Source organism: Lentzea miocenica (assembly GCF_033949945.1).
In the GTDB taxonomy this organism is placed as follows: domain Bacteria; phylum Actinomycetota; class Actinomycetes; order Mycobacteriales; family Pseudonocardiaceae; genus Lentzea; species Lentzea miocenica.
In genome coordinates this window covers 205,194-231,413 of the sequence record NZ_JAXAVW010000010.1, presented here as the reverse complement: position 1 = coordinate 231,413, position 26,220 = coordinate 205,194, and the positions used below count along the sequence as shown (strand labels likewise).

Sequence of the window (26,220 nt, the reverse complement as noted above, 5' to 3'; positions counted from 1 at the left end):
AGTCAGTTTTAGACGATCGTGGGCGATCTGTTCGCGCCCGTCGAGCGAGAAGGCGGCGCGCTGCCCAGCTGATCGGACTCGTAGATCTCGTCAGGGCAGGTGCAGGTGGTGTTCCCCCGTTGGCGTTGCTGCACATGCCGTCCTGGTTCCGGGGCCAAGCACCGGCTTGGTTCCTCGAACGAGCGGGGGTTCGACCCGTTGACCGTGACGACGGTCTGTTGCGGGTCACGACCAAAGAGCAGTGCTCCCACCAACGACCGAGTCTGGTCGCGACCCACCACCGCCCCCTCCCCCTGGACCGCGCGCAAATTCGAGAACGGCAAGGAGACCGCCGCATTAGGCTCTCGTCGTTGGCGCAGGGGGAACTCACGCCGCCTGGCGTCACCGGCTCCGGTGCCGCCCGTTACCTTGCTTCTGTGGCACTCAGGAAGGTCAATGACCGGTGGGCAGGAGACGACCTCGCCGATCTGATCGCCTACTTCGGCACGGATCAAGACGAGTACCCGGTGCACCGGGTGGTCGCGGCGCGCTGCGGCCACTGCGCGGGCCAGGTCTTCGTCCTCGAGACCGACGAGTCGTCCACCTATGTCCGCCGAACCTGCGTCAGCTGTGGCCAGACGGCTTACATGCTGGACAGCGGGGAGCACTGGCCTACCACGGACGAAGATGCCGAAGCCCGGTACATCGTCGAGTGCACCTGCGGCGAGGATCAGTTCGAGACCGCGGTCGGCTTCACCTTCTACGACGACAGCCCGACCTCGGACGTCCGCTGGGTCAGCATCGCGGTCCGATGCACCACGGACGGCCTCCTCGGCTACTCCGCGAGCTGGAAGATCGGCTACGGCCCTTCCCGTCACCTGGTCCACTCCGTCTGACCCATGGCAGGCCCGCGGAATAGAACTCAGCACGACTCGCGCCTGAGTCTCGAGCGGCCCTGTGCGTGCCGAAAACCGATCCGCGCAGGTTAAGCGGCATGGCGATACTCGTGGATGACTCCGCCGAGACGGTGCCGTCGACCTGTTGAGAGGCGCTCGATCTGGTCGAGTTCAAGAGACTGGAGCCGTGCCCGCAAGGGTGCTGCGGCGACAAGTGATCGGGCCCAGCGCCGTTCGTCGGCGGGCGCCACCTCGTGGGCGAGATGCTCGACCTGTACGTGCCGGGCCGCTGGGAGTACCGCTCCCTGACGGTCAACTACCGCGCACCGGCCGAGATCATGGCGGTCGCCGCCCAGGTGCTCGCCGAGTTCGCGCCGGACGTGCGGGCCCCGCAATCCCTGCGCTCCAACGGAGTCCGGCCGTGGTCGCGGCAGGTCTCCGTCGAAGAGCTGCCCGCCGCCATCGAGGAGTTCGTGGCTGCGAAGGCGGAGTTCGAAGGCACGAGCGTGGTGATCGGACCGCCCGGCGTGCCCGGCACGTGCCCGCCTCGGAGACCAAGGGCCTGGAGTACGACTCGGTACTGGTCGTCGAGCCGGACGAATCATGGCCGGCGGGCCGCGCGGCGAGGCCGAGCTGTACGTGGCACTCACCCGTGCCACGCAACGACTCGGCGTGCTGCACCACGAACCGCTGCCCACCACCCTGGGTCAGCTGGCCGAGGTGAACCTGACGACGTAGTCGTGCTCGCGGTCTTCACACTTCTGCTGGCCACCGCGCTCTTCCTCCTGTCCACCTCAGGTCAGGACTGCGGCAGGAATTGCCATTGCTGGTTGGCACCGCCGTTGGCAGCCCACTGCACGACCTGCGCACCGTCGCTTGTGGACGCTCCGTAGATGTCCGCCGCGAGACCGTTACCGACGTTGACGATGGTGAAGAACCCACCAGCCGCCGGCCGCACGAACCACTGCTGGTTGCTGCCGCCGTTCGCGGTCCACTGCTGCAGCTGCAACCCGGTGGTGGAAGAGGAACCGTTGACGTCGAGCACCTTGCCGGTCGCGTCGTAGCGCAGGCTGAAGGCTCCGTTCTGGCCAGTGCTGATGGTCCAGGTCGCGTTTCCGGTCTGCTGCACGGCTTTGGCGCCATCAGCGGTGGAGTTGCCGGCGATGGCCAGCGGCTTGCCACTGTTGCGGTTGACGATGCGGTACTTACCCGGCGCGGGGCTCTGGCCGGCGCCCAGGGTGAAGTACTCGGCCGTGTCGGTGAACGTGGTGGTGCCGGACTTGCTGGTGGACAGGACGAGGTAGACCCGTGAGCCACTGGCCGGGGTCGTGAAGGACACGGGCTGGTTCACTCGCGAACCCAGCGGGACGGTGAGGGTGGTGCTGCCGGAGGCGATCACCGCGCCGGTGGGGCCGTCCAGCCGGGCACTCCAGGCGAAGTCCACGGCGGTGCCGGTGAGGGTGTCGTTGAAGACGGTGACGGTGCGGTCGACCCTGGTGTTGCCGGCGTAACCGGGAACAGCTGACGGTAGCGGGAAGCTGCCGTTCGCGTCGGACACACCGGACGCCGACCAGTAGGGCAGGTCGATCGCGGCGACCGGGTTGAAGCCGGCCTGGACCCGCTGGATCTGGGCGTTGCTCCACGGGTCGGGCAGGTTGTCCACGCCGTAGACAGGGCGGCCGCCCTCCTCCGGCGTGAAGTCCGTGGTCCGCACGCCGGGGATGACGCTCGCCCAGGCGGACAGCAGCGTGTAGGGCCGTAGGTCGCTGGTGTCCTTGCCGCGCTTGGCGGCGGTCGTGGTGGCGAACCACTCGAAGCCCTGCTTGGTGTTGCACGCCGGCCAGATGTACTCGCCCTCGCCGTCCGGCCGACCGGCCACGGACCAGGTCTGCTCGCCGTAGCGGCCGAAGCCGTCGAGGTAGTGCGGGATGAGGTTGAAGTTGGCCTGCGTCATGCTGGGATACTGGTTGGGCGACCCGCCGGTGCCCAGCTCGGTGATGATCGGCCTGGTGCCGTCGGCGCCGTTCATGGCCGCGTACAGCTCTCGCTGGAACTGCTCGGAGTCGTACTCGCCGCCGTTCGGCTCGTTCACCTGGCTCCAGCGGATGATCGCGGGATGGTTGCGGTCGCGCAGGACCAGCGCGCGGGCGTGGGCCACCATGTTGGCGCGACCGGCGTTGAAGTCCTGTGGGCCGCCGGAGCCGCGGATGGCGGTCTCGTCGATGATCATCAGGCCGAGCTCGTCGGCCGTGTCGAGCATGTACGGACTGGCCGGCTCCTGATGGATCCGGACGACGTTGAAGTTGAGCCGCAGATAGTTGTCGACCGCCTGCGGCCAGCCGCCGTTGCCCGCCGAGGGCGGCAGGAAGCCGGGCAGCGTGTGGTAGGCGTCGCCCTTGCCGCCGTTGTTGATCCGGTCGTAGTTGGCGCCCTGCAGGTTGTCGCCGCGCACGTTCAGCCGCACACCGTTGAGGCGGCAGTACTCGCCGTTCTGGGTGCTTTCCCGGAACCCGAACCGGTACGTGGCGTCGCTGGTGCGGCCGTCATCGGTGGACGCGTGCACCGACAGCCGGTGCAGCTGAGCGCGATATCCCTGGCGGTACGGCACGTTCGGCCACCAGTACGAAGCGGTGCCGAGAGACCACGCCACCGGGCCGACGGTCACCGTCGCGGTGGATCGGGCCGCGACGGTGACGGTGCGACTGGGCAGGGCGGGGTAGTTGAAGGTCTCGCCGTTGTCCGAGGCGAGCGTGCCACCGAGGGTGACGGTACGGGCGTTGCCGGAGGTGTTGGTCACCGACACGTCATAGGTGAGGCTCTGGTCTGTCACCGAGGTGCGAACGAAGGCGTCGCTCACGTACACGGCCGAGTACACGCGCAGGAACGCCGAACGGAAGATGCCCTGCGGCACCGCCTCGGACCAGGGGGCGGCGTCGGGAACCAGGTACTTGCCTGCCGGCGTCTTCAACGCGTTGCGGCCCTTCACGTTCACGCTGATCGTGTGCGTGGTGCCGGGCGCCGCGAAAGCGGTGATGTCGAAGTTCGACGGGGTGAACGCGGTCGTCTGGGTGGCGACGACCCGCCCGTCGACCGACAGGGTCGCCTGGTGGTTCACCGCGCCGAACTCGATCCACGCCGACTGCGGCTGCCCCGAGTCCGGCACGGTGACAGTGCGCGAGTACGTCGCCTCGGACACGTCGGTGAAGCCCTGCTTGTACCAACCACCACCGGGCACGGTGATCGTCGTGGCCGCCCGGCCCGCCGGCGTGAAGCTCCACCTTCCGGCCAGATCGACGGACCCGATCGCGGCGTTGCCCGCGGCGACCCCGTTCACGTCCGCGGCGACCCCGTTCACGTCCGGCACCGGAGCGGCGGAACCAGCCGCCGGGATCGGGCTCGTCACCCCGACCACGGCGAGCACTACCGCGACCACGGCCCGCGCCAACACTCGTACCATGCTTGAACTCCTTGTCCTGGCTAAGAGTTCTCAATGCCGGCGGCGGCCAACGCACAGTCCACAGTGGACCAATGCTCTGTTCATGAGGCGGACACGCGCCTGACACAGTTCTGACCGGGCGTGAATGTGGGTGCCGGTGCAGGTCTGCTCAGGCAACGGTTCTCAAGGTAGGGCTCGGCGCGTGCGGCGGTCAATAGGTAGTACATGTTGAAGAGAACGAGTCCAACTAGACCAGTCGGACGCCTGGTCAGAGCGGTCAATTGGCCTTATTGGTACGACTTATCCACCCAGGTCCAGATCAGCCAGGTCAAGATTGATCGGTCTCATGTGTAGGTCAACGCCTCCCGGGACAACAAAAAGTTCGGCATAGCAGTTGGCACGCCGACGCCGCGAACTGGCCGGCCAAACCCCGCCGCCATCCCGGCAGCCGTAGCGACGACCGGCCGACTGGCCCTGCACGCCCACGCCGCCAGCCGCTTCTACCCTCGCCCGGATGTCTGCTTCGTACCGCTCGAAGGAGCACCCGTGGAGATCGCCATCGCTACGCGCGCCACCGACGACCGGCCCGCCATCGCAGCCGTTCAGCATGCCCCTCGCTCGCCTCATCGCCATCCCTCAGGTTTGAAGCTCTCGCGAGGCCAGATAGCGATCTCTTCGTCGCCATGCTGGAGCCCAGCCCTGCTCGCCAAGATCACCCTTGGCGGTTACTTTTCGTTCCGATGTTCCGTCGGCACAGTCACCCAGTTCCGGGCCCGACGCCGACATTCCGGGATCACGGCTTGCCGCCATCCTGATCGGGCATACCGACCGCTCGACGAGCGTCCGGCGCGGGGAGCAGGCGTCGCAGCAAGGACTCTTCCAGCTCGATGAGGATGGCTTCGCTGCCGGCGACGGGGTCGCGTTCACCGCCCACGAGGAACCCTTCCAGGACAAGCTGGGCACCACGTGCACGTATGTCCACGTCCAGCGGCACGCCGGCGAACGTCAGCTCCACTTTCACGGCGGGCTTCTGCTTGGGGGCCTCGTCAGACGGTGATCATGCAGCCGTGGTCGTCCTGTGCCGCCGCGTCCGAGTCGTCGAACCAGTGGCCGTTCGAACCGAGGTAGCGGAAGCGCAGCGTCGTGCCGCGCGGAACGACGACGGCCGCGGTGCGATTGCCGTTCGAGCGGGCGCGGAGTTCGGTCGCTCCCGGTGTCCAGCCGTTGAAGTCACCCACCACGCTCACCGGCCCTGGCGGCTCGTGCCGGGGCAGCGCCCAGGTCACCCGCACGTGCTGGTCCTTGGCGGGCACGATTCGGATCATCCGCTCGTCGTTCCTTCCACGTGTTTCAGTCGCAACGCTGTGACAGCCTGCCGGTTGTGTCCACATCGGACGAGTCGGCGCGCCTGGGGAGGGCGTGAGGTCGCCGGATCGAGTGATCCCGCGAAGGTCAATGCGTAGCGGAGCGAATGTAGGCAGAGATCGTGAGCGAGTTCGCCGACGCGGTCAACATGACGGCGTTGGAACTGAAGCGCTGGCTCAACACCGACGAGTCGAGCCTCGCCGACACAAGCTTCTGGTGCTGTTGTTCCGTCCGTCCTCAACGCAGCTGTTGAGTCCAGCTGGTGGATCGATGTGCACGAGCGTCATCCGGTGAGACCGATGAGGTTGTCCACGAGGTATGCCAGGGCCTCCGGGTCGTCAACGACCTCCGGCAGAACGTCGGGCGTTGCGCGTCGCAGTTGCACCCAGCCGACGTAAGCGGAGTACGCGACAACGGCCTGTTGCCGGGCGCGCGTCGCAGGCAGTCCTAGTTCCGCGTAGGCCTCGGCCAGGAACGCGACCCTGCGTTCGGTGACCCGCTGCAGGATCGGCGCGACCACCGGGTCGTCGGCATGTGCCACCAACGCGGGTTCCAGCCCACTCGCCGGATCTTCGGTGATCGCGATCAGGAAGAGCCGGCGGAGTTTGTCCCGCGGGTCGGCGATGGCCGCCACCCGATCGATCACCGCGATGGTGCCTTCCTGCTCCCACCACTGCAGAGCGTCGCGCAGCAGCGCCGTCCGATCGGTGAAGTGCCAGTAGAAGCTGCCTCGCGTCACACCGAGCTGCTGAGCGAGCGGCACCACGGCCACCGCGCTCACGCCGCCCTTCGCCAGGGCGACGAGCGCCGCGGTGAGCCAGTCCTGCTTCGACAACCGAGCCACGTCCATACAGTACTGTACGGTTGACCATGCAGGGGTGTACGGAACGCTGGAGGCGCGCGATGACGGTGTTGGGTTTGGGCACGGCTGCGGTGTTGACGCTGGTCGGCGCCCTGCACGTGGTGTGGATGTTCTCGCCATGGCCTCTGCGCACCCGCGAGCAGTTCGCTAGCCGAGTGGTGGGCGTTCCAGTGGAAAAGCTGCCAAGTGGGCCGGCGACTGGCGCGGTCGCGGTACTGCTCGGGGTGGCCGCCTACATCGTCGCGGGCCGCGTGGGCGTGGCGCCGATGCCGGGCCCCACCTGGCTGGCGGCCGTGGGGACGGCTGGCGTCGCCGCGGTGTTCCTGCTGCGCGGTGCGGGCGGTCTGGTGGTGTCGTCACGGCAGGACACCGACTTCGCCCGGCTCGACCAGCGGATCTACTCGCCACTGTGCCTTGTTCTGGCGGCATGCTGCGCAACAGTCGCCGCACTGGGATGACCCCTTCCTGCACCGCCGTCCTGGCAACAGTTCCGAGTTCCAGGACGGCGTGTCAGGAATCCGAGCGCATACGATCGCGTTCATGTAGGGCATCCGGGTCAGGTGTCCGGTGCCTTGCAACGGATGCGGGCCAGCCTGGAGCACGCGGCGACCTGCACGCACGAACCGCTGGTCGACTGCCCCGACTTCAAACGCGAACTCGCGCCCCTGGACCGGTGGTGAAGCTCGCGGTCACCGTTTGCATGACGGTGACCGCGAGCGCCATCGGTCAGAAGCACGAACTCCAGGCATCGAACCTCGGCGAGTAACCAGGCCCCCAGGTGAATCTGGCGTAGTACGGACCGGGATTCGTGCCGACGAGGATGTTCCCCTCGCCGAAGGCGTGCACGCGGTACATTCGCCGCCAGTCGATCTGCAGCACCCCGTTCCGGGTTTCGTCTGTCCTGGAGGGCTCCGTGGGGTAGTTCATCTCGTTCTCACTGACGATGTTGCCGGTCGCGCAGTCCTCGATCTGGTACCGGAAGTAGCCGTACATCAGGCGATGGCCGGAGGTGGTCCACGTCAGCGAGTAGTCGATCTTCGAGCCGTTGCGGTAGCCGCAGATCGTCGCCTTCGGGAAGGCGTAGTGGTTACTGGGGTCGCCACTGATCGGGTTCGGGAAGCTGCCGACCGCCGTCGCGCACTGCGTGATGAAGTCCCTCGGACCGGAGCGGACCGTGGCGTGCGGCGAGTGGCCGCTCTCCCCCGTCATGTTGATGGCCGTGACGTAGAACTCGTAGAAGTAGCCGTATTGCATCGGCACCGTGGCGTAGTTCGTGCTGAACGGATAGGCCAGCCTCTCGAACGCGCCGTTGCCCCTGCGGAGATAGACGTAGTAGTAGGCGTTCGGTACGGCTGTCCAGAGGAGCTTCGCCGTGGTTTGTCCTTCCAGGGTCGCGGAAAGGGCGTTCGGCGCGACGGGCAACGGTGGCATCGGACGTGCGCTCGCCACGTTGGTCGGTGCGCTGTCTCCTGCGAGGTTCGTGGCGAAGACGCGAAACTCGTAGGTGGTGCCGTTGCCCAGGTACGTGACGGTGAAGCCGCAGCACGTGGACAGCGGATAGCGCAGACGGGTCCAGGTGCCGCCCGCCGCGCGGTACTCGATCCAGTACATGACGCTCGGCGACGGACTGGCGTTCCAGTTCAGCGTCACCCTGCCGTCCCCCGCCACCGCGGACAGGCCACTCGCCGCCGCCGGCAGTGGCGGCATCGGCCTCGCACTGGCCACGTTGGACGGTGCTCCGTCGCCCGACAGGTTGGCGGCGAAGACCCGGAACTGATAGGTCGTGCCGTTGGCCAGACGCTCGACGGTGAAGGCACAACAGGTCGAGAGCGGGTACTGGAGCCGCGTCCAGTTGCCGCCCGCGCGGTACTCGATCCAGTACATGACGCTCGGTGACGGGCTGGCGTTCCAGTTCAGGGTCACCTTGCCGTCCCCCGCCACGGCGGACAGGCCGCTCGCCGCCGCCGGAAGCGGTGGCATCGGCCTGGCACTGGCCACAGTGGACGGAGTGCTCTCGCCGGAGGCGTTGGCCGCGGTCACCCTGAACTCGTAGGTGGTGCCGTTGGCGAGCAGCCCCGCGGTGAACGAGCAGCAGTTGACCGGGATCGGCAGGCGTTTCCACGACTGGGCGGCGGTGTCGCGCTGCCAGACGTAGTACTGCGCGCCCGGTGTCGTGCTCGCCACCCAGGTCAGGCTGACCTGGCCGTCGCCCGCCGTCGCCGTCAGCGCGCCCGGTGGTGCGGGCAGCCCGCCCAGCGACGTCACCTGGACCGTCGCCGAGGGCGGTCCTTCGCCACCCGCGTTCTGCGCGGTCACGTAGAACTCGTACGCGGTGCCGTGCACCAGGGGTTCGATGCTCGCCTCGAGGCGGTCGGTCGGGAACAGCGACTTCTGGAAGTTCCCCGACCCGGCGTTGCGCTGGTAGACCCAGTAGAAGAGGCTGGGGCCGGCCGAGTCCCAGTCCAGCGAGACCCTGCCGTTGCCGGCCGCGCGCCCGCGCAGGTTGCCCGGTGCCGGTGGCGGTGAGTAGAACGCGGTGGCACGCGCGACCTGCGAGTGCGGGCTGTCCCCCGTGCCGTTGGTCGCCGCGACCTTGAACTCATAGGCCTCGTTGTGCTCCAACATGCCCGCGGTGAACTCGCAGCAGGTGGTGATGGGCAGGGGCAGCGCCGTGAAGTCCGGCTCGTTGTCGACATGGCGCTGGTAGACGGTGAACCAGGTGTTCGGTGTCGCCTCCTGCCAGGTCAGCTTGATCGTCCCGTCCGGACGCGGGGTCGCGGTGAGCCCGGTCGGTCGTTCCGGCAGCGGCGCCTTCGGGGTGGCCCGCACCGGACCGGCGGACGGGGACTCCCCGGCCTGGTTCGTCGCGGACACCGCGAACTCGTACTCGTGGTCGTTCGCCAGCAGACCGGCGGTGAACTCGCAGCAGGTCGAGAGCGGGTAGGGCAGTTGCCTCAACGTGGTCTCGCCGCCCGTGACGTCCCTCTGGTAGATCCAGTAGAAGACGTCGGGTGTCGGGCTCGCGGTCCAGCGCAGCTTCACCTCGCCGTTGCCCGGCGTCGCGGTGAGCGCGGTCGGGGCCTGGGGCACCGGATAGGTCGAGACGGCGGTGGCGGGGGCGGACTTCGGGCCTTCGCCACCGCGGTTGACCGCGGACACCTGGAACTCGTACTCGTGGCCGTGGGTGAGGTATCCGGCGGTGAACCCGCAGCACGTGGTGATGGGCAGGTCGAGCCGGGTCGGCACCTGCTGCCCGATCGTCAGGTCCCGCTGGTAGACGTAGTACCACGCACCGGCTTCCGGCTGCCGCCAGGCGACGTCGATCTGGCCGTCCGGCCGGGACGTGGCGGTCAGCCCCGTGGGCGCGGCGGGCAGGGCGTACCGGGCGGTGGCCTGCGCGAGGTTCGACGGATCACTGGTCAGGCCGCTGCGGCTCGCCACCACCTTGTACTCGTAGGTGTGCTGGTGCGCGAGCCCGGTGTCCTTCGTGGTGTTCAAGGACGTGTCCGGTGCGCCGATGGGGGTGAATTCGTTCTCCCCGCCGGTCTCGTCCCGGCGCAGCACCGTGTAGTTGACGAGTCCCGAGCTCGGCGACCGGACCCAGTGGAGACTGACCTCACCGGCGTCGTTCGGGGTGGCGGTGAGGGCGGTCGGTGGTTCCGGTCTGCCCACGTGGAGATCGAGTTCCGCGGTGTTGGACGGCGCGCTCTCTCCCGCCGGGTTCTCGGCGGTGACGCGGAACTCGTAACGGTGCTGGTCGCGCAGGAACCCGATGGTCGCGGACGGGTGTGCGTAGCGGCCGGAAAGCCTGGTGAAGTCCGCCTGCGCGGCACGGAGATCGCGCTGGTACACCCGGTAGACGACGCCGGTGTCCTGGACGGGCCGCCATTCGAGCGTGGCGCTGCCGTCGCCGTTGTCCCGCGCGGTCAGGTTCGTCGGAGGACCGGGCAGGGCCTCCGGGTCGGGCGCGCCCGGTGTCCAGTTCGCGCTGACGAACCGGGGCCGGTAGATCCGCGCGTCGGCGTAGTTGTCCGACGCGTTGAGGCTGTTCACGTTGTAGGAGAACAGGAGTGTGCTGCCGGAGCTGTACTGCTGGTGGACGGTCGCGTCGTAGACGATGATCTGCTTGCCACCGCTGCCCACCTCGGGCGCCTGGTAGAGAACCCGGGGCCGGGTGAACGGCCCGGTGAGCCCGGTGGCCGCATAGCCCATCACGGTGGAGCTGAACGTGTTCGTCGCGTCGACCGTCACCAGGGCGTACTCCTGGCCGACCTTGGTCACCGAGAACGCGGTGCCGACACCGTTGAGCACCGCCGTCGAGGTCAGTTCGTCGGACGACCAGCCGCTGCCGGTCCAGTACTCCCAGGCTCCGCCGACGCCGTTCGCCGACCGAGCGACGCGGACGTTGTTGTTCTCGGAGCCGTAGATGTAGGTGTGCCCGCCCTCCACGAGGATCTCCGATCCCCACGCGGTGGTGGCGCCGACGGACAACCTGCGCAGTTCGGTGAGCTGGAGACCGGGCAGGCTGAAGGTCGCGAGCGACGTGCCCGCGAGGCGCACGTCGAGGCCGCCGGGGCCGGTCGACTCGTAGAGGTTGTAGAGCACCCGCAACGAGCCGCCTTCGACGACGCCGTCACCGACCCAGTGGATCAGGGACGAACCGCTCTGCTCGACGAGGGCGCGCGGTGCCTCGGGAGTGCCTCCGTGCAGCGTCGTGCCGAGGCTGCCGTTCGCGTTCTGCACGACCAGCGTGTTGCGCGGCATCGGCGAGTTGGCGGGTCTGCTGTGGTCGGGGTTCACCGTTCCCAGGAACGTGTCGGAGAACAGCCATGCCGTGCGCCCGTCCGGTAGCGGGACCGACGCGGTGCGGTCACCGCCCGTCCAGTGCCCTCCCTGATCGCCGTACGCGTTCCAGAGCTGGTTCAGGTCGCCGTGTGGTTTGCCCGGCCCGGCCACGGACATGACGACGGCGTCCGAGTCCGGGCTGTCGCCCGCGCGGTTCTTCGCCTGCACCACAACGGAGATCGGCAGTTCGGCGGCCGGTAGGGTGAACTGGCCGGCTCCCCCGTGCTCGATCGCGGCGATCACCTGGCCGTCGGTGGTGACGACCTCGTAGGTCTCGGCGGGCGGTCCGCTCGGGGCCGGTTGCCAGGTCAGCGTCGCCGAGGTCTGGTCGGGCGACGGGGTGGACGTCACCGCCACGGGCTTGCCGGGTGGCGCGGTGAAGTCGTCGGGCGCGACGACCGGGATGACGGCGGAGGTGACGGCGCTCTGCCCGGCGTCGTTGGTGACGCGCAGGCCGACCGTCCGCTGTCCGGCGGTGTCGAAGGTGGCGATCACGGCGGGTCCGGGGGAGGTCGTGCTGTACTGCCCCGAGTTGTCGAGATCCCAGTGGTAGGTCAGCTTGCGGCCCTGCGGATCGACCGACTGCGCGGCCGTGATGCCGACGGGTTCGCCCGCGACCGCGCCGTCAACCGGCGTGATCACCGCGGTCGGTCCCGCGGACGGCGGCGCCGGGCGCAGCCTGCCGGCGATCGTGCGCGCGGCCGACTCCGGGTAGGTCGGCCCGCCCGCGAAGTTGCCCAGCGTGTCGTAGTTGAGGTGTGGTGCGATGCCGAACAGCTGGGTCGGCTTCTTCAGCCGGTTCCAGTCCCACATCCCCTGGCACACGAAGTCCTGGAAGTGGCAGTAGGACAGCACCCGCTCCGGCTCGGTGAACTCGGGACGCGGGCCCTGCAGCGATCCGTGCCGCCCGTACTCGAAGTTGCCCAGGGCGCTGCGGGACGCGGAGTTGAAGACCGGCTCGCCGAACAGCACCATGCCCGCCACGCGGCTGCGGACCGAAGGGGCCAGCGACTCGTAGACCTCCGCCGACACCTGTCCGCCCTGGCTGTAACCGGAGATCACGAGCTGGGTGGTGCCGCACGCCGCGACGAACTCGGTGATCTTCGCGCTGAGCCTCACGACGCCGTCATCAACCGAGTCGCGGTAGCGGCCGTAGTTGGCCTTGTTCCACAGCAGCGGAACGGTCACCTGCACCAGTTCGACGGCCCCGATGAGCGAGATGGCCCGGTAGGGATTCGGCCACAGCTCGATGGACTTGTCCGCCGGCAGCTGGGAACGGAGCTGGTTCCAGAACTCGGTGACGGGCTTGCCCACCCCGACGCCGTCCTGGGGCTCCCCAGACCCACGTGAGCCGAGCACGAGCACGTCCGGACATCCCGCGTCCGGCTGCGCCGCCGCCGAGGGCACGATGCCCAGCACCAGCGAGATGATCACGAGCAAGGACGCCAAAAATCTGTACCCGCGCATACGCTGCCCCCAGCATCGAATACGAGCCGTGTTCCGGCGTGGGGCGAGAGCATAAGGTGGGAAGCAGTGGGAGCCAAAGGTTTCTTCGGGGCGACCCGTAGGCATCGCCGTACCGCGCGGGTGGCTGAACTGATCAAGGCCAGGCAGGGCGAGATCATCAGGGAACGGCGCTACGGCGGCCGGGGACTCCAGCCCTCACCGGGCCGGGTGGTCGTGACCGTCCGGAGAGGACAGTTGAACGACGTGTTCCCCGCCCAATTGGAAGCGGTAATCGCCGCAGGTTACGAGCCGCCGCACCCGCTGCCGCACCGGTGCGGCCCCGGTGTCTTCTTCGAGCGCACGGACGAGCTGCCGCGCGTCGAGGTCACGGCGTTCCCCTCCGGGACGGAGTTCGTCGAGGGGTTCGGCGATTTCGTGCCGGAGGGACATACCGGGATCGTCGTCGACATCAGCACCTAGGCGCAGTTGAACACCCTGCTCACGCGGACAGCAGCCCGGTACGGGATCTACTGGACGCAGGACAGCGCGGCGGCGACGGCTTGCGCCATGTCGCGCTGACTCACCCGCTCACCTCAAGACCACTGGTCGCCACGCTCCGTTCGAACGACAACCCGTTGGGTCTCAACGGATTCCGTCGAGGCCCACAACGCCTGACGTTCCGCGCAGTTGTCGGAGTACGGGAGGTGGCTGAGGTAGTCATGACTCCGCCACTCCACGTCGGTCATCGGCCGCAGCGCCTCGCGGCCCGCCCTGTCCCGCAGGTTGTCGATGATCGTGACGAGTTCGCTGATGTCCCACGTGATGATGGTGTTGTCGACGCCGCCGGAGACGACGGTGCCACCACCGACGGCGATCGGAAACGAACGAGCACGACAACGCCGGCCCCGACCTGCGGATTGTTGAAAAGCGCGGGAGTTTCACTGAAACGACGGCACATCGTGGGTCCACGCCGGTAGCCGACATCCGGAAGCGGTTGTCACGGCGAACGCATCGGAGGCGATCCACGTGTACCCCGCGTCCAAGAATCTGTGGCTGGCGGCCTCGTTGGCCGTCATGACGATCGGCACGACACCCGCGTTGGCGAGCACTACATCAGATGCCGGTGATCCGGTCTCGATCATGGCTTCGTGCGGAGCCGTCAAGAACCCGGACCTCGGCGGCGCGAAGGCCAGCTGGACGGTTCGCTGCAACAGCACCCAGATCTGGATCGAAGGCTGGGTGAAGGACACCAGGTCCGACGGCATGTGCGGGTGGGTGACGGCCAACTACCCCGACGGCAGCACGTGGACGAGCAACAAGGCCTGCCCGGAGGGCAACAAGGACACCTTCAGCTCCCCTCCGAGGGACGGCCGGATCATCGACGCCTACCTGCAGAAGGGCTGACAACCCCACACTCGGCCGCGGTGGCGGTCGGCTTCACCAGCCATCTCTGGCAGACGCCCGACTTCGACGACACGTTCGTCTTGGACCTGAAGCCCAGCGACGATGTGCTGTCCGCAGCGGCGGCGTGGAACTCAGATCGACGATCCGGCCGTGGGCCTGATCGCCCGGTGATCGGTCAGGTCACCAGCCCGCGACGGTAGGCGTAGACCACCGCCTGCACGCGGTCGCGCAGGTCAAGCTTGGTGAGGATGCGCGACACGTACGTCAGGTGGGGGTGCAGGTCAACGCCGGCGTCGCCGCTCTGCCGGTGGCCTGGAACCCGAAGGTCCTGCTGCCGCCCGCATCGATCGAGCCGTTCCACCCGGCATCCGCGGCGACCACGCGGGTGTCCTCCTGCTCCAGGGCGGTGTTCCACGAGTTGGTGACCTGCTGGCCGGCCGGCCACGTCCAGCTGACCCGCCACCCGGTCATCGCCGTGCGGCGTTCGTTGGTGACCGTCACCGTCGCGACGTGCGCCGTGCCCCAGTCCCCGTTGACGTGCAGGCTCGCCGAGCACCCGGCCGGTGGCAGGACCAGCAGCGTGATGGAGTTCGCCAGGTACGTCGCGTCGACGCGACCGCCGCTGACCGGGAGATCGCCGCGCACGATGGCGCCCAGGTCGGCTGGGCTGTAGGTGAACCGCTGCGCGGTACCGGTGCTGTCGAACCCGCCCACCGACAGCGGCGAGGTCAGGTCTTCCCCGGTCTTGTTGACGACCATGACGGTCAGGGCGCTGTCGGACGAGCGCTGCGCCGCGTACACCGCCAGTTTGCCCTGGTCCGCAGAGGTGGCCGACACGCTGGTGTCACCGAACCGGCTGCCCGCGCCGTCGTAGTTGCGATACATCCGGAACGCGTACGCACCCGGATCGGTCGGCTTGGGCTCGCCCCACATCGTGGCGAGGTCGAGGCCTTCACGTCCGAAGACGCCCAGGACGTCGGCCTGCGCCAGCGCGCCGTTGATGTCGTCCAGCGCGCCCCAGTTGTACTCGGTGATGGCGGTCTTGGTGCCGGGGTAGTGCTGGGCGATCCACGACTTCATCGTGCGAATGAACTGCAACGGCGGCGCGTTGACCCCGCCCGGGCCGATCCAGGACTCCTCGACATAGGTCGGATCCCACAGCGACCGCACGGACCTCAGCCGCAACGCGTTGTTCTCCGGGTCCTTGCCTCCGCCGATCTGCGGGTAGAAGTGCTGGTCGAAGTAATCGAGGAAACGCTTACCTCCGTGGGCGTCGCTGTAGTCCTTCATGTTCTTCAGATACCACTGGGAGAGGTTGAGCCCGCCGTGCGCGGCCGAGTCGGCACCCGGCCCGCAACCGTCCACCCCGGACGCGACCCACTCGCAGTACCCCCAGCCGGACGGGCCGAGAACCGCCGCACTCGGATCGGCGGCCTTGATCGCGGCAGCGGTCGCGGTGCCCTTGCCGCCCAGCTCGTCGTACGAGACCAGTTCGGGGTGCACGTCCCGATGGGTGTGGGCCCACAGCACCGGCTCGTTGTCGAGCTCGTAGATCGGCACGCCACCCTGCGCCGCCGTGCCGAACCTGCTCACCAGGTGCGACACCATCTCCCCGGCGAACGCCGCATCCGCCCTGATCGAGCTGTCCTCCGGCACAGCGGTGAGGTTCTGCCCGTTCAGCTGGCCGTTGCCGCAGTTGGGGTCCCACTCGTCGAACCTGTCCTGCTGCGGGAACCGGGTCGCCGGGAACCCGCAGTTGAACGGGTGGGACGACGGCGAGTCCTTGGCCACCCAGCCGATCATGGGCACGGTGACGACCGGCTTGATGCCGCGGCCGAGGTTCGACCCGACCATTCCTTCGACGGAGTGTGGCTCGTCGGCGACGATGTTCTCGAAGAACCAGTCACTGCCGGTGTTGTAGGTGCGGTTCTTGAAGTTGTACCGGCTGGAGGCATTGCCACCCCAGCGCGCCACCGATTGGCCGATCTCGGCGTTGAACGCCGGATCACCGCCGTTCAAGCCGTAGATGCCGGGACTGATCGCATGCCGCGCAGCCGAGACGTCCACCGACAGCGCGGGCCCGGCGGTCGCCGCCGCGGCGCTCGTGGCTGTCGGGACCGTGAACATCGCCGCGACCACAGACGCCGCCAGACCTGCGGCCGTGATCGCTCGCGGTTTCCGTGATCGCCGATCACCTGCCACGAGGCCCTCCAGCGCATCGACGTTCATTCACCACTGACACTGGCGAGAAGTTCGATACCAGTCAAGCCGTTGCCAACATATTCGATCTATTCGACTCGAACAATCGAAACGCTTGCCAGAAAGCATGTTCGCCTGATTCAAAAAGCTTCAGCTAATCGTCGCTAAAAAGCGGGCAACGTTGGAGACCGAGGAAGCTCGGCATGCTGAACACCGGGATCGAATCGGCGAGGCGCGGCGGTGGCGAACGTGACGTCGATGCCCGCAACTTCGTCCATCCTCCGATCGGAGGATGGAGGGGTCCGCCGCGTTCGCGGTGATCCACACCCGCGCGGTCGATCCGGCGCCTTCTCGCGCGCGACAGGCTTTCGGCATGACCTCACCCGACGTCGTCCGCACTTCCCTTCCGGCGCGCATCTCCTACTTCGACAACCTCCGGGTCTTCCTGACGCTCCTGGTGGTCGCGCACCACTGCGCGGCGCCCTACAGCAACCTCGACGTCTGGCCGAACCGGCAAGAGCCCGTCCCGGCATCCGCGGCGGTGCCGTTGGACCTGCTGCTCGTGGTCAACCAGACGTTCTTCATGGGGTTCTTCTTCCTGCTGTCCGGGTACTTCGCCCCCGGCGCGGTGGACAGGAGGGGGCAGCGCGCGTTCGCGGTCGAGCGGTTGAAACGCCTCGGGATCCCCTTCCTCGCGTTCATCCTGCTGCTGCGTCCGTTCTTCGTCCTCCCGACCTATTTCGGCCTGCCGTCCGCGACCAGACCGTCCTTTGTGGTCTACTACTTCACCACCTGGGAGGTCGGGCCGGCCTGGTTCCTCGAGGTTCTGCTGATCTTCTCGCTCGTGTACGCGTTGGCACGGCACCTGCGCGGGAATGCGGAGCCGGTGCGGTCGAAACCGTTGCGGCGACGGGATCTGCTCGGCTTCACGCTCGTACTCGGCTTGGTCACCTACGGGTGGCGGATCTTCGTCCCTCTCGGGACCTATGAGCCGGTGCTCGGGCTGCCCAGCCCCGCGTACCTGCCGCAGTACGTCCTGCTCTTCATCGCCGGCGTCCTGGCGTACCGCCGCCGCTGGTTCGAGGCGCTTCCGCGGCGATCGGGCTGGTTCGGCGTGCTCCTCGTGCTGGTGTCATTCGTGCCGATGGCGCTGGGCGGTTACCGAGGCTTGGCATCGCCCGACGACCTGGCCGGTCACGACCTCGCCCACCTGGCTCTCGCGTTGTGGGAGTCGCTGTTCGCGGTCGGCGTCGTCCTGGTCCTGCTCCGCGTGTTCCAACGCTTCGTCGCCGGTGCGTCGCGGTTCGGCGGCTACCTCGCCGACAACACCTTCGCCGTCTACCTCCTGCACGCGCCGGTCATCGTCGGAACCGTGGAGCTGCTTCGACCGCTCGACGCCGTACCCGTCCTGAAGTTCCTGCTGGCTCTGGTGGTCGCCGCGGCCGCGAGCTGGCTGATCTCAGGCGCTCTGCGCCGTGTGCCCGCCGTGCGGGCAGTGGTGTAGCGCGGCTTTGCCATGCCGGGGCACGGGCGTGCGACCATTGCCGGGGTGAACGTCGAGGCCGAGTTGCGCGAGGAGTTCGACCGCTGGGAGCGCAAGGAGTCGGCGGTCCTGAAGGTGCTCCCGTACCCGTTGCTGGCGGTCAGCGTCGTGTTCACCCTGCTGCAACCGCTGTGGGACGCGCCGGTGCACTTCCCTGCAGTGCTCGGGTTTTCGACCGTGCTCACCGCGTGGGTGGCGTGGTTCCACACGGCCCACCCCGAATGGCACGACCACGACCGGCTGATGGGCCTGTACTACGCGGGTCTCATGGCGATCACCGCCTGCCTGGTGCTGCTCACACCCTGGTTCGGCTTCTTCGCCTTCATCGGCTACGTGCACGCCTTCCAGTACCTGAAGGGCCGGTGGCGGTACGTCGGCGTGGCTGTCACGTCCGCGGTCTCGGCGATCTCGTACGTGGGAGGGGCGGACAGCATGACGGCCGAGCAGTGGTGGCAGTGGCCCGCCGTCAGCGCGGTCACCACGGTGATCGCCACGGCGGCCTTCTACGCCGACGTGATGTCCGACCGCCGCAACCACCGGCAGAAGCGGGCGCTGATCGAGCTGCACCGGGCCAACACCGAGCTCGAGACCGCGCTGGCGGAGAACGCGGCCCTGCACGTCCGGTTGCTGGTGCAGGCCCGCGAGGCCGGCGTGCTCGACGAGCGGCAGCGGATGGCACGGGAAATCCACGACACGCTCGCCCAGGGCCTGGCCGGCATCCTGACCCAGCTCCAGGCCGCGGAGCAGGCGGACGAACCGGCGGTGTCGCGCCGGCACGTGACGAACGCGATGACCCTGGCCCGGGAGAGCCTGACCGAGGCCCGGCGGACGGTGCACGCCGTGGGGCCGTCCGCGCTGGCGTCCGCCCGCCTGCCGGACGCGCTCGGCGACGTGGCGAGGCGCTGGTCCGAAGTGAACCGGGTCGAGGCGGTGCTGACCACGACCGGCGATGCCCGGCCGATGCACACCGATGTCGAGGTGGCGCTGCTGCGAACCGCGCAGGAGGCTCTCGCCAACGTCGCGAAGCACGCCCGAGCCGGTCGGGTCGCCGTGACCCTGTCGTACATGGAGGACCTGGTGACGCTCGACGTGCTGGACGACGGGGTCGGTTTCCGGCCCGACGCCCAGCGCTCCGGCTCCGCGGACGGGGGCTTCGGGCTCGCCGGCATGCGGCAGCGGGTGCATCGACTCGCGGGACGGCTCGACGTCGAGTCCGAACCGGGCGGGGGCACCGCGATCACGGTGACGTTGCCGGCGATCCCCGCCGGGGGTGGGGTGTGATCACGCTGCTGATCGTCGACGACCACCCGGTGGTGCGGGACGGGCTGCGGGGCATGTTCGGTGCCGATCCTCGCTTCGAAGTGGTCGGCGAAGCCGCTGACGGCGCGGAGGCGGTCGCGGCCGGCGAACGTCTGCGCCCCGACGTCATCCTCATGGACCTGCGGATGCCCGGGACCGACGGGGTCGCCGCCATCCGGCAGCTGGCGGAGCGCGGGGTGCCGTCACGGGTGCTGGTGCTCACCACCTATGACACCGACAGCCACGTGCTGCCGGCGATCGAAGCGGGTGCCACCGGTTACCTGCTCAAGGAGGCACCGAGGGAGGAGCTCGTCCGCGCGGTGGAGGCAGCGGCACGGGGGCAGGCGGTGCTCTCCCCCACCGTCGCGACCCGGCTCCTGAGCCAGGTGCGCAAACCGGCTCCGGCGCCGCTGTCGCAACGCGAGCTGGAGGTGCTCGAGCTGATCGCCCAGGGCGCGACGAACCGCGAGGCGGGCAAGCGGCTCTTCATCAGCGAGACGACGGTCAAGACCCACCTGCTGCACGTGTACGCGAAGCTGGGCGTCAACGACCGGGCCGCCGCCGTGGCCGCCGGATTCTCCCGTGGCTACCTGAAACCGCGGGACTGACAATCGTGCCTGCGCCTCGCTGGGGCGGCGTGGCGCGTGGCCGAGAAGGGTTACGTGCCGATCAAGGGAGTGGCCTCGAAGCCGGACATGACAGTTGTGTCAAGCGTCGAAGGCCGAGCGCAGCACGCCGCGCGCTGTCTCGGAAGGGTCGATGCTCGGGTAGACGAACCGCATCTTGGCGAAGTCGAGCTGGAAGTCACCGGCCTCGGCGTGCACCGGCAGAGTCACGCCGAAGGTCAGCGCGGACCCGAACTCGAACGCCGCGAGCTTCCACTTCTTGCTGTACAGCTCCTTCGAGAACCCGAACGCCTCGGCCTCCACCAGTGCGAACGCGTCGATGGTGAAGCGGAACGCCGGTGACGCCGACAGGCTCGCCTCGGCGTCGAGCACCAGGCCCGCCGAACGCGTCCACAGCAGGTGCGCGGCGGCGGTGAGCTGGCCGGCGATGCCGAGTTGGCCTGCCAGCTCGACTCCGGCACGCGCGCTCACGACGGGAATGCCCGCGCCGACCGAGCCCTGGACGAACAGTCGCAGGCCCGCGTCGGCGGGTACGACCAGCTGGGTCTGGCCTTCGACCGTCGTGGCGTCCTCGCGTTCTGGGTCGTAACTCACCTGGATTCCGGTGCCGAGCAGCACGCCAGGGCCGATGCCCGCGACCAGGTCCATGCCGCCGCCGATGGTGGCGAAGATGCCGATCCGCTGACCGAGGACCGAGATGCCCACAATCGGGATGTCGATGCCGATCGAGAAGATCCGCCTGTTGAGCTCCTTGCGCGCGAAGAGTTCGAACTTCAGCGGCAGCGCGATCCCGCCCGCCACCGCGATCGTCCCGTTGGGACGGACCTCGACCGTTGCCGTGCCGACGAGCCACGGCGTGAGCTTCAGCGCGAGCGAGCCGCGGCCGTGGACGATCAGCAGGCCGGGTTCCGGTGGACCCGCCGGTTTGCCGTCGGGGCCCGGTTTCTGGTTCGTGAGGCCCAGCATCAGCCGTCCGTCGAGCAGGCCGCGCTGGTAGGCGAGGTCGGCCATCGCGAGGAACGCGCCGTCCTCGTAGCGGCCGGTGATCGACCCGGTCACGCCGGGGATCGCGGGCTCGGCGGTGACCTCGCCGGCGAGGCTCCAGCCCTCGCCGTCCTTCTTCTTCGCCACCTTCGCCTTCACCGTGCCGCCGCGGATGCCGGGCAGCTCGCCGAGGGTGAGCAGGCCGTCGATGCTCATGCCCGCGGTCGGGTCGTAGGAGAACCCGAGCTTGCCGCTCTTGACGCCCTTCACGGACGACTCGAACTCGCCGTCGGCGGTCACGCTGTCGCCCTCGATCTTCACAGTGGCGGACGCGCTCTTGATGCCGGTGACCCTCTTCTCGCCGATGGCGAGCTTGCCGGTGACGCCCCACTTCCCTTCGCGGTGACTGACGCCGAGCTTCGCCTCGGTGAAGATCGACTTGTCGAAGTTCAGCTCGCCCGCGACGCCGAACGCACCGCCGGCGAGACTCGCCTCGAAGAACCCGGTCGCGAGACTCTCGATCTCGAAGCCGACCCGGCCGTCGGCCTCGAACTTCGGCGGCAGGCCCGCCGCGGACAGAGCGAGGTAGCCGCCGGTGATCTTGAAGGGGCCTGGCAGGGCGAAGCTGCCGGCGGTGAGCACGGCTTCGAGGCCGAGGCCGCGTTCGTCGAGGATCAGGCTCAGGTCCGCGCGCCCCTGGAGAAGCGCGATGTCGGGCAGGATCCGGCCACGGCCGAGCAGGCCGCGCTCGACGTCGAACTCCAGCGGCCCGAACTCGACCGGGCTGAACAACGGAGAACGCGCCTTGTTGCCCGGTCCGACCCTCAGGAATCCGCCGTACTCGACGCCGGTCATGCCGATGATCGGGATGTCCAGCGGGAACGGGCTGATCGTCTCCTTGCCCTTCTTGGGTTTGGAGAACGCGGTTCCGGTGATGTTGCCGACCTGTACGCCCGGCTTCGCTCCCCCTGCCGGCGGCGTCCAGTTGACCTTCTTGATGGTGAAGAGGCCTTCCCTCTCCCAGTCCTTCGGCGCCGCCGACTTGCCGTCGAACGGAACCTGCTTGACCCTCCCGCCCTGGGCACGGGTGTAGAGCGACAGCTTCTTCGCGCTGCCGCGCAAGTCGTCGATCTTCTTCTTCGGCACCCATCGCAGCGGCTTGGCGACCGCTGCCTTCTTCATGTCCGCCGCGGTCCAGAACACCTTCGTGCCATCAGGGTCCTTGCCGTCGACGAGCTCGGCGACGGTGAAGGTGTAGTCGCGCAGGACGGTGTTCGGCCTCGGCGACGGCTTCAGGTGCGGCCGGGCCGCGGTGATCAACGCGTCGCGCTGCTTCACGATCTCGACGTTGATCTGCGAGCCGGCACTGCGGTTGGCACCGGAGTCGAGCAGCCACAGGTTGTCGGTGGGTGTCTTGTCGTGGCCACCGAGCTGGTACTCGAGCTTGTGGTCGACGTCGAACTGCGCGCTGTCGCCCTTCTGGTCCCACCCAGGCCTGGCCACGCCCTTCGCGATCTCGGCAGGCGTGCCGATGAAGTAGATGGTCCGCCATCTCTTGTGCTCGAAGGACAGGTAGTGCGGCGGGGTCCGTTGCTTGACCCGGCCCTTGACCGCGGTCTCGACGTCGGCCAGTACCGTCGCCTCCCACTGTGCGATCTGGTCGGTGCTGCGCTTCTCGCCGGACTTGCGGAGCTTGATCTGCGTCTTGTCGGTGAGTTTGCGTTTGAACGGTGGGATGGCCAGCTTGGCGATCTCGCCCGTCTTGGCATCCGTGTCGATCTTGCCGACCTTCGGGTTGTCGAACTTGGTGGTGGAGGGCGCGGCCTTGTTGTCGTAGGCGGGTTTCTTCGGGTCGGCCTTGGTCTTGGTTTCGCGGCGGATCGGTGCCTCGGCCCTGCCGGTCTGCTGCACGACGTGCGCCAGTTCGTGTGCGAGCAGGCGGCGTCCCCCCTCGCTGTCCGGATCGTAGGCGCCGGACGCGAAGTAGATGTCGTGGCCGCGGGTGAAAGCCATGGCGTTCAACGAGTCGGCCGCACGGGCGGCGGCCGCGTCGTCGTGGATCCGGACGTCGCCGAAGTCCCGGCTGAGCGCGCTCTCGAAGTGCACGCGGGCCTGTGGTGGCAAGGGATGTCCGACGGAGACGTCGATCTGGGACTGCACCTGGTCGGTCGTGTCCCCGCCTTCGTCGGGAACGGTGGCCTGTCTGCGAATGGTCTCCTGTCCCGCGGCCACGGGCGGCACCACCGCACGCCGCATGACTTGATCCGCGACCGTGTCCGCTTCCTTCTCCGCCGGGTCGCCGGTTGCGCCGACCTTCGACTTCGCCCGCACGGCGAGCTGCCCGAGCGAGGCGCCGCCGGTGCCGGTCGTCGCCGTCGCCGTCCGGCCAAGATCGGGCGGGGCAGGCTCGCGGCTCGACGGCGCCGCGCCCTTGGCGCGCCGCTCGGCCCCGGCGGGCTCGGTCATGACTCAGCCCTTCCGGAACTGGTAGATGAGCAGGCCGTTGCGCTGCGTCGTGTCCAGCACCACGGTCTGGACGTCGCGCAGCTCAAGCGCGGGTGGCAGGAGCTGTCCCTTGGTTCCTCCCGCGATCTGCTTGCAGGCGTCGACCATCACGTCGACGATCCTGGGCTCGCCGTTCGCCCACTGACCGTCCAGCCACAGCACAGGGGTGTTCGTGTCGACCACCAGCCCGCTGACCACCTTGGACGTCACCTTGACGGCCTGCGCCACGAACTTCGGGTCGATCTGCGACTCGGTGAGCGAGATCGTGCCGAGCGACGTCACGGCCGCGCCGATCGTGGTCTGGAACCTCGCCCCGTCGCGGTCGCGCAGCGCCGTTGCCGCGAGTTTCGCCGAGCTCTGGTCCGCGAAGTTGAGGTCCAGTCCCACCACCTGCAGCGTCGCCGTCCGCACCGGCCTCGGGTACACGATGAGGAACATGCTCCCGTCGGTCTGCGGAGCCAGCAGGTCGGTCGGCGGGTCGGGTACGGCGTCGACCGTGGCCGTGTCCGTGACGAGCAGCGGTCCCAGTGCCGTCCGGATCGCCTCGACCCGAGCCGGTCCCGCGGGCATCATCTCCGGCGGGCCGTAGCCGAAGAACTGCACCACCGGCGCCCCGCCGCTGGCCTGGTACGCGGCCCGCAGCTCGGCCGCCGTGGTGACCAGCTCCGCCGAGCCGGTCCGGAACACGACCTCGGTGACGCGCTTGAACACCAGCCTGACCGGCAGGCCCGCGCGCAGCGAGCGTTCGGCCAGCCTGGCTTCCTCGACGTTGTCGGCGGTCGCCTCCCACAGCAGGACCGTCCTGGTGGTGACCGGAGGCGCGGGCGGCTCTGGGTCACGCCGTTTGAACGCGACCCAGCCCTGATTGGTGAAGACAGGCGCCCTGCCCACCACGAGTGCTGCGCCGAAGACCGCCTCGCGGGCACTCTCGTAGAACGTCGGGTCGTCGACCCTCCCACCGCGCAACAGCCGCAGCGCCACGTCGGCGTGGTCGGACTGATCATCACCTGTGGTCAGGCGCAAGGTCACCTCGCCCGCGGTGATCACCCACCCCTCGCCGTCGGTGGCGACGTCCGCCTCGAACCGCGCCGGCATCGAACCCGGTCCCGCCGTGAGCTGGCCGGTGAACCGCAGCCGCCCGCCGTCGATCGGGCGCAGCCGTCCGATCGCCTCGACGGACGCGAAGGCCGCCCCGCCACCGGGTGTGTAAGCGTCGAGCTGGGCGCTGACGATCGCGTCTCCGGTCTCGAACGGATTCCGGTCGACGGTGAGCGTGCCGTAGACGGCCAGCGGCTTGGCCTCGTCGCGACTGAACCGCGCGGAGAACAGGCCGGCGTTCGACAGATCGCCCCTCGCCTTGACGGCGTGGGCGCCGGCCTCGGCCGCGACGTCTCGCAACGCGTTCAGGTCGAGTGAAGACCTGGCGGGCGGCGGTACCGCGACCTCCCCACGCGCCAAACCCTCCACAAAGGACGCTGCGGCCTGCTGGCTGGACGCTCCGCCGAGCACCGCCGCGGACACGGTGAAACCCTCGCCGCGTGGCCGGACATCTCCCGACCCCAGCAACTCCAGCCCGTCGGCACCGAGAGTGGCTCTGATGGTCCGCGGCCTGGGAAGCGGCAGCGGGCGGCGGAAGCTCACCGCGCCCGGCACGAGGACGTCGACGGGCACCTTTCGCGCCGGGTCGTCCACCCCGGCCAGCAACGGGATCCGGTCGCGGTGCCGGACCGACTCCGCCTCCCGCGGCACGAGGTCGGCCGGCGTCGGCACGAGCCGCACGTCCACACCGGGCCCGAGCATCAGGCTGGACGCGGCCAGCACGTCGACACCGGGTGGCATCTCCAGGTAGCCGAACGGAGGGACCTCCACGATTCCCGCGTCGATCAGTTTCCGATCCGACCTCAGCGGCAGCACGACATCGGCCAGGTGGCACTGGAACTGGCCCAGTTGGGCGGAGAACACCGACAGGGGCCGGGCGGCGATCCGGCCGTCGAACTGCCTGCCCGCCGGGGTCTCCACGCGCTCGCGCCGGGCCGTCCACTCGTCGAGGAACACCGTGCTGTCGCCGGCCCGGCCGAGCACGGCGAGAGGAACCTCTCTCCCCGTCGGTCCGGTGGCGCCGTGACACCACGCCTTCGACACCGCGGAGAGCTGAGGGCCCCCGTCGGCGCGTTCGTCGGAGAAGTACGCGGCGGCGACCCTCGACCGGAGGTGCTCGCCGGTGAGCGGGACGGTCGTGGACCCCGGCAGTGGCGAGTCGAGCAGAAGCGGCCGCAGCCGCAGGACGACGCCGTCGATGCGATAGGTGCGATCTGTGGCAGTCACGCAGGCTGTCTCGCACGCGGCGCCGAACACCTCGGCGTTGCCGCACAGGCCTTCGACCCAGCCCACCGTGAGGACGTACAGGGCGACGCCTTGCGCCGTGACGGCCGGTGTCTCCTCGACCGCGATGTCACACAGGTCGAACCTGGCCTTGCCGCCTGGCTTCGGTGGCGGTTTCGTCCGGCCTTCGGTCGCGGCGAGGATCGCGGCGACCGTGGCGGTGACCGGCTGGGTGAGCAGCAGGACCCGGCCGGGCGGGTCGATCACGAGCCCCGGCGTCACGGTCAGCTTCTCGCCGCTCAGCGTGACATCCATGCCGTGGCCGACACCGGGACCGCCCACACGGCCGAGCGCGAACGTCAGCTCCCGCCCGGCCTGTTGCTCGGCCCGCAGGTCGGCGCCGCTGAGCCGCCTGCCGTCGAAGAAGTTCAAGCGGGTCAACGGTGTCGCGGCGGGCAGCACCGCGTAGCCGTCGACGGCGCCGGTCAGCACCACGTCCGCCATGACGC

General features: G+C 68.7%; 17 protein-coding genes and 2 pseudogenes. 10 read left to right on the top strand and 9 right to left on the bottom strand.

The genetic code is table 11. The features are described 5' to 3' along the window. The first annotated feature begins 416 nt into the window (after positions 1-416). Together SK803_RS14410 and SK803_RS14405 are read left to right on the top strand one after the other, a co-directional pair. Positions 417-875: a hypothetical protein gene (locus tag SK803_RS14410; RefSeq protein ID WP_319966478.1), complete on the top strand. Its 459-nt coding sequence runs from the start codon at positions 417-419 to the stop codon at positions 873-875. Between the two features lie 216 nt (positions 876-1,091). Continuing rightward, positions 1,092-1,613: pseudogene (locus SK803_RS14405) on the top strand (helicase); the annotation flags it as partial. A gap of 61 nt (positions 1,614-1,674) precedes the next feature. Here SK803_RS14405 and SK803_RS14400 read toward each other — a convergent pair. The 3 genes from SK803_RS14400 to SK803_RS14390 all read right to left on the bottom strand — a co-directional run bounded on the left by SK803_RS14400 (position 1,675) and on the right by SK803_RS14390 (position 5,636). Next, positions 1,675-4,332 (bottom strand): RICIN domain-containing protein, encoded by a 2,658-nt coding sequence (locus tag SK803_RS14400; RefSeq protein WP_319966477.1) that lies wholly within the window; start codon positions 4,330-4,332, stop codon positions 1,675-1,677. Positions 4,333-5,104: 772 nt separating this feature from the next. Further along, complete coding sequence (locus tag SK803_RS14395; RefSeq protein WP_319966476.1) at positions 5,105-5,332, bottom strand: hypothetical protein; 228 nt, start codon at positions 5,330-5,332, stop codon at positions 5,105-5,107. 25 nt (positions 5,333-5,357) lie between these two features. Continuing rightward, a complete protein-coding gene (locus tag SK803_RS14390; RefSeq protein WP_319966475.1) occupies positions 5,358-5,636 on the bottom strand; it encodes an isoamylase in 279 nt (92 codons plus the stop codon). Between the two features lie 161 nt (positions 5,637-5,797). On the opposite strand from SK803_RS14390, the gene SK803_RS14385 reads away from it, so the two are divergent. Then, positions 5,798-5,929 carry a DUF3140 domain-containing protein gene (locus SK803_RS14385; RefSeq protein ID WP_319966474.1) on the top strand — a complete coding sequence of 44 codons (132 nt, stop codon included), beginning with the start codon at positions 5,798-5,800 and terminating at the stop codon, positions 5,927-5,929. A 30-nt stretch (positions 5,930-5,959) separates the two neighbouring features. On the opposite strand, the gene SK803_RS14380 is transcribed toward SK803_RS14385, so the two are convergent. Then, a complete protein-coding gene (locus SK803_RS14380) occupies positions 5,960-6,526 on the bottom strand; it encodes a TetR/AcrR family transcriptional regulator (protein WP_319966473.1) in 567 nt (188 codons plus the stop codon). A gap of 53 nt (positions 6,527-6,579) precedes the next feature. On the opposite strand from SK803_RS14380, the gene SK803_RS14375 reads away from it, so the two are divergent. Beyond that, positions 6,580-6,996, top strand: coding sequence for a DUF3995 domain-containing protein (locus SK803_RS14375; RefSeq protein ID WP_319966472.1), 417 nt, complete (start codon positions 6,580-6,582; stop codon positions 6,994-6,996). A 268-nt stretch (positions 6,997-7,264) separates the two neighbouring features. Here SK803_RS14375 and SK803_RS14370 read toward each other — a convergent pair whose 3' ends face one another. Next, positions 7,265-12,817 carry a DUF5005 domain-containing protein gene (locus SK803_RS14370; RefSeq protein WP_319966471.1) on the bottom strand — a complete coding sequence of 1,851 codons (5,553 nt, stop codon included), beginning with the start codon at positions 12,815-12,817 and terminating at the stop codon, positions 7,265-7,267. 99 nt (positions 12,818-12,916) lie between these two features. On the opposite strand from SK803_RS14370, the gene SK803_RS14365 reads away from it, so the two are divergent. The 3 genes from SK803_RS14365 (at position 12,917) to SK803_RS14355 (ending at position 14,433) form a co-directional block, all read left to right on the top strand. Continuing rightward, positions 12,917-13,309 (top strand): hypothetical protein, encoded by a 393-nt coding sequence (locus SK803_RS14365; RefSeq protein WP_319966470.1) that lies wholly within the window; start codon positions 12,917-12,919, stop codon positions 13,307-13,309. 546 nt (positions 13,310-13,855) lie between these two features. Next, on the top strand, positions 13,856-14,233 hold the full coding sequence (locus SK803_RS14360) for a hypothetical protein (RefSeq protein ID WP_319966469.1): 378 nt from the start codon (positions 13,856-13,858) through the stop codon (positions 14,231-14,233). 20 nt (positions 14,234-14,253) lie between these two features. Continuing rightward, positions 14,254-14,433, top strand: a complete 180-nt coding sequence (locus SK803_RS14355; RefSeq protein ID WP_319966499.1) for a hypothetical protein — start codon at positions 14,254-14,256, stop codon at positions 14,431-14,433. Here SK803_RS14355 and SK803_RS14350 read toward each other — a convergent pair. Together SK803_RS14350 and SK803_RS14345 are read right to left on the bottom strand one after the other, a co-directional pair. Continuing rightward, positions 14,409-14,498: pseudogene (locus tag SK803_RS14350) on the bottom strand (DNA-binding response regulator); the annotation flags it as partial. The gene SK803_RS14355 and the pseudogene SK803_RS14350 overlap by 25 nt on opposite strands. After that, the gene (locus SK803_RS14345; RefSeq protein WP_319966468.1) at positions 14,498-16,360 is read right to left on the bottom strand and encodes a glycoside hydrolase family 44 protein; all 1,863 of its coding nucleotides are present in this window, start codon (positions 16,358-16,360) and stop codon (positions 14,498-14,500) included. The pseudogene SK803_RS14350 and the gene SK803_RS14345, both read right to left, overlap by 1 nt. A gap of 364 nt (positions 16,361-16,724) precedes the next feature. Between SK803_RS14345 and SK803_RS14340 the strand changes: the two genes are divergently transcribed. Genes SK803_RS14340 through SK803_RS14330 form a run of 3 tightly spaced genes read left to right on the top strand, consistent with a single transcriptional unit; the run spans position 16,725 to position 19,882 of the window. Next, entirely contained in the window at positions 16,725-17,936 is a 1,212-nt protein-coding gene (locus SK803_RS14340) for an acyltransferase family protein (RefSeq protein ID WP_319966467.1), read from the top strand. A 45-nt stretch (positions 17,937-17,981) separates the two neighbouring features. After that, positions 17,982-19,256, top strand: coding sequence for a sensor histidine kinase (locus tag SK803_RS14335; protein WP_319966466.1), 1,275 nt, complete (start codon positions 17,982-17,984; stop codon positions 19,254-19,256). After that, positions 19,253-19,882, top strand: a complete 630-nt coding sequence (locus SK803_RS14330) for a response regulator transcription factor (RefSeq protein ID WP_319966465.1) — start codon at positions 19,253-19,255, stop codon at positions 19,880-19,882. The genes SK803_RS14335 and SK803_RS14330 overlap by 4 nt, the downstream gene beginning before the upstream one ends. Before the next feature lie 99 nt (positions 19,883-19,981). On the opposite strand, the gene SK803_RS14325 is transcribed toward SK803_RS14330, so the two are convergent. Further along, positions 19,982-23,350, bottom strand: coding sequence for an eCIS core domain-containing protein (locus SK803_RS14325; protein WP_319966464.1), 3,369 nt, complete (start codon positions 23,348-23,350; stop codon positions 19,982-19,984). 3 nt (positions 23,351-23,353) lie between these two features. After that, positions 23,354-26,215 carry a hypothetical protein gene (locus SK803_RS14320; RefSeq protein WP_319966463.1) on the bottom strand — a complete coding sequence of 954 codons (2,862 nt, stop codon included), beginning with the start codon at positions 26,213-26,215 and terminating at the stop codon, positions 23,354-23,356. Between the last annotated feature and the right edge of the window lie 5 nt (positions 26,216-26,220).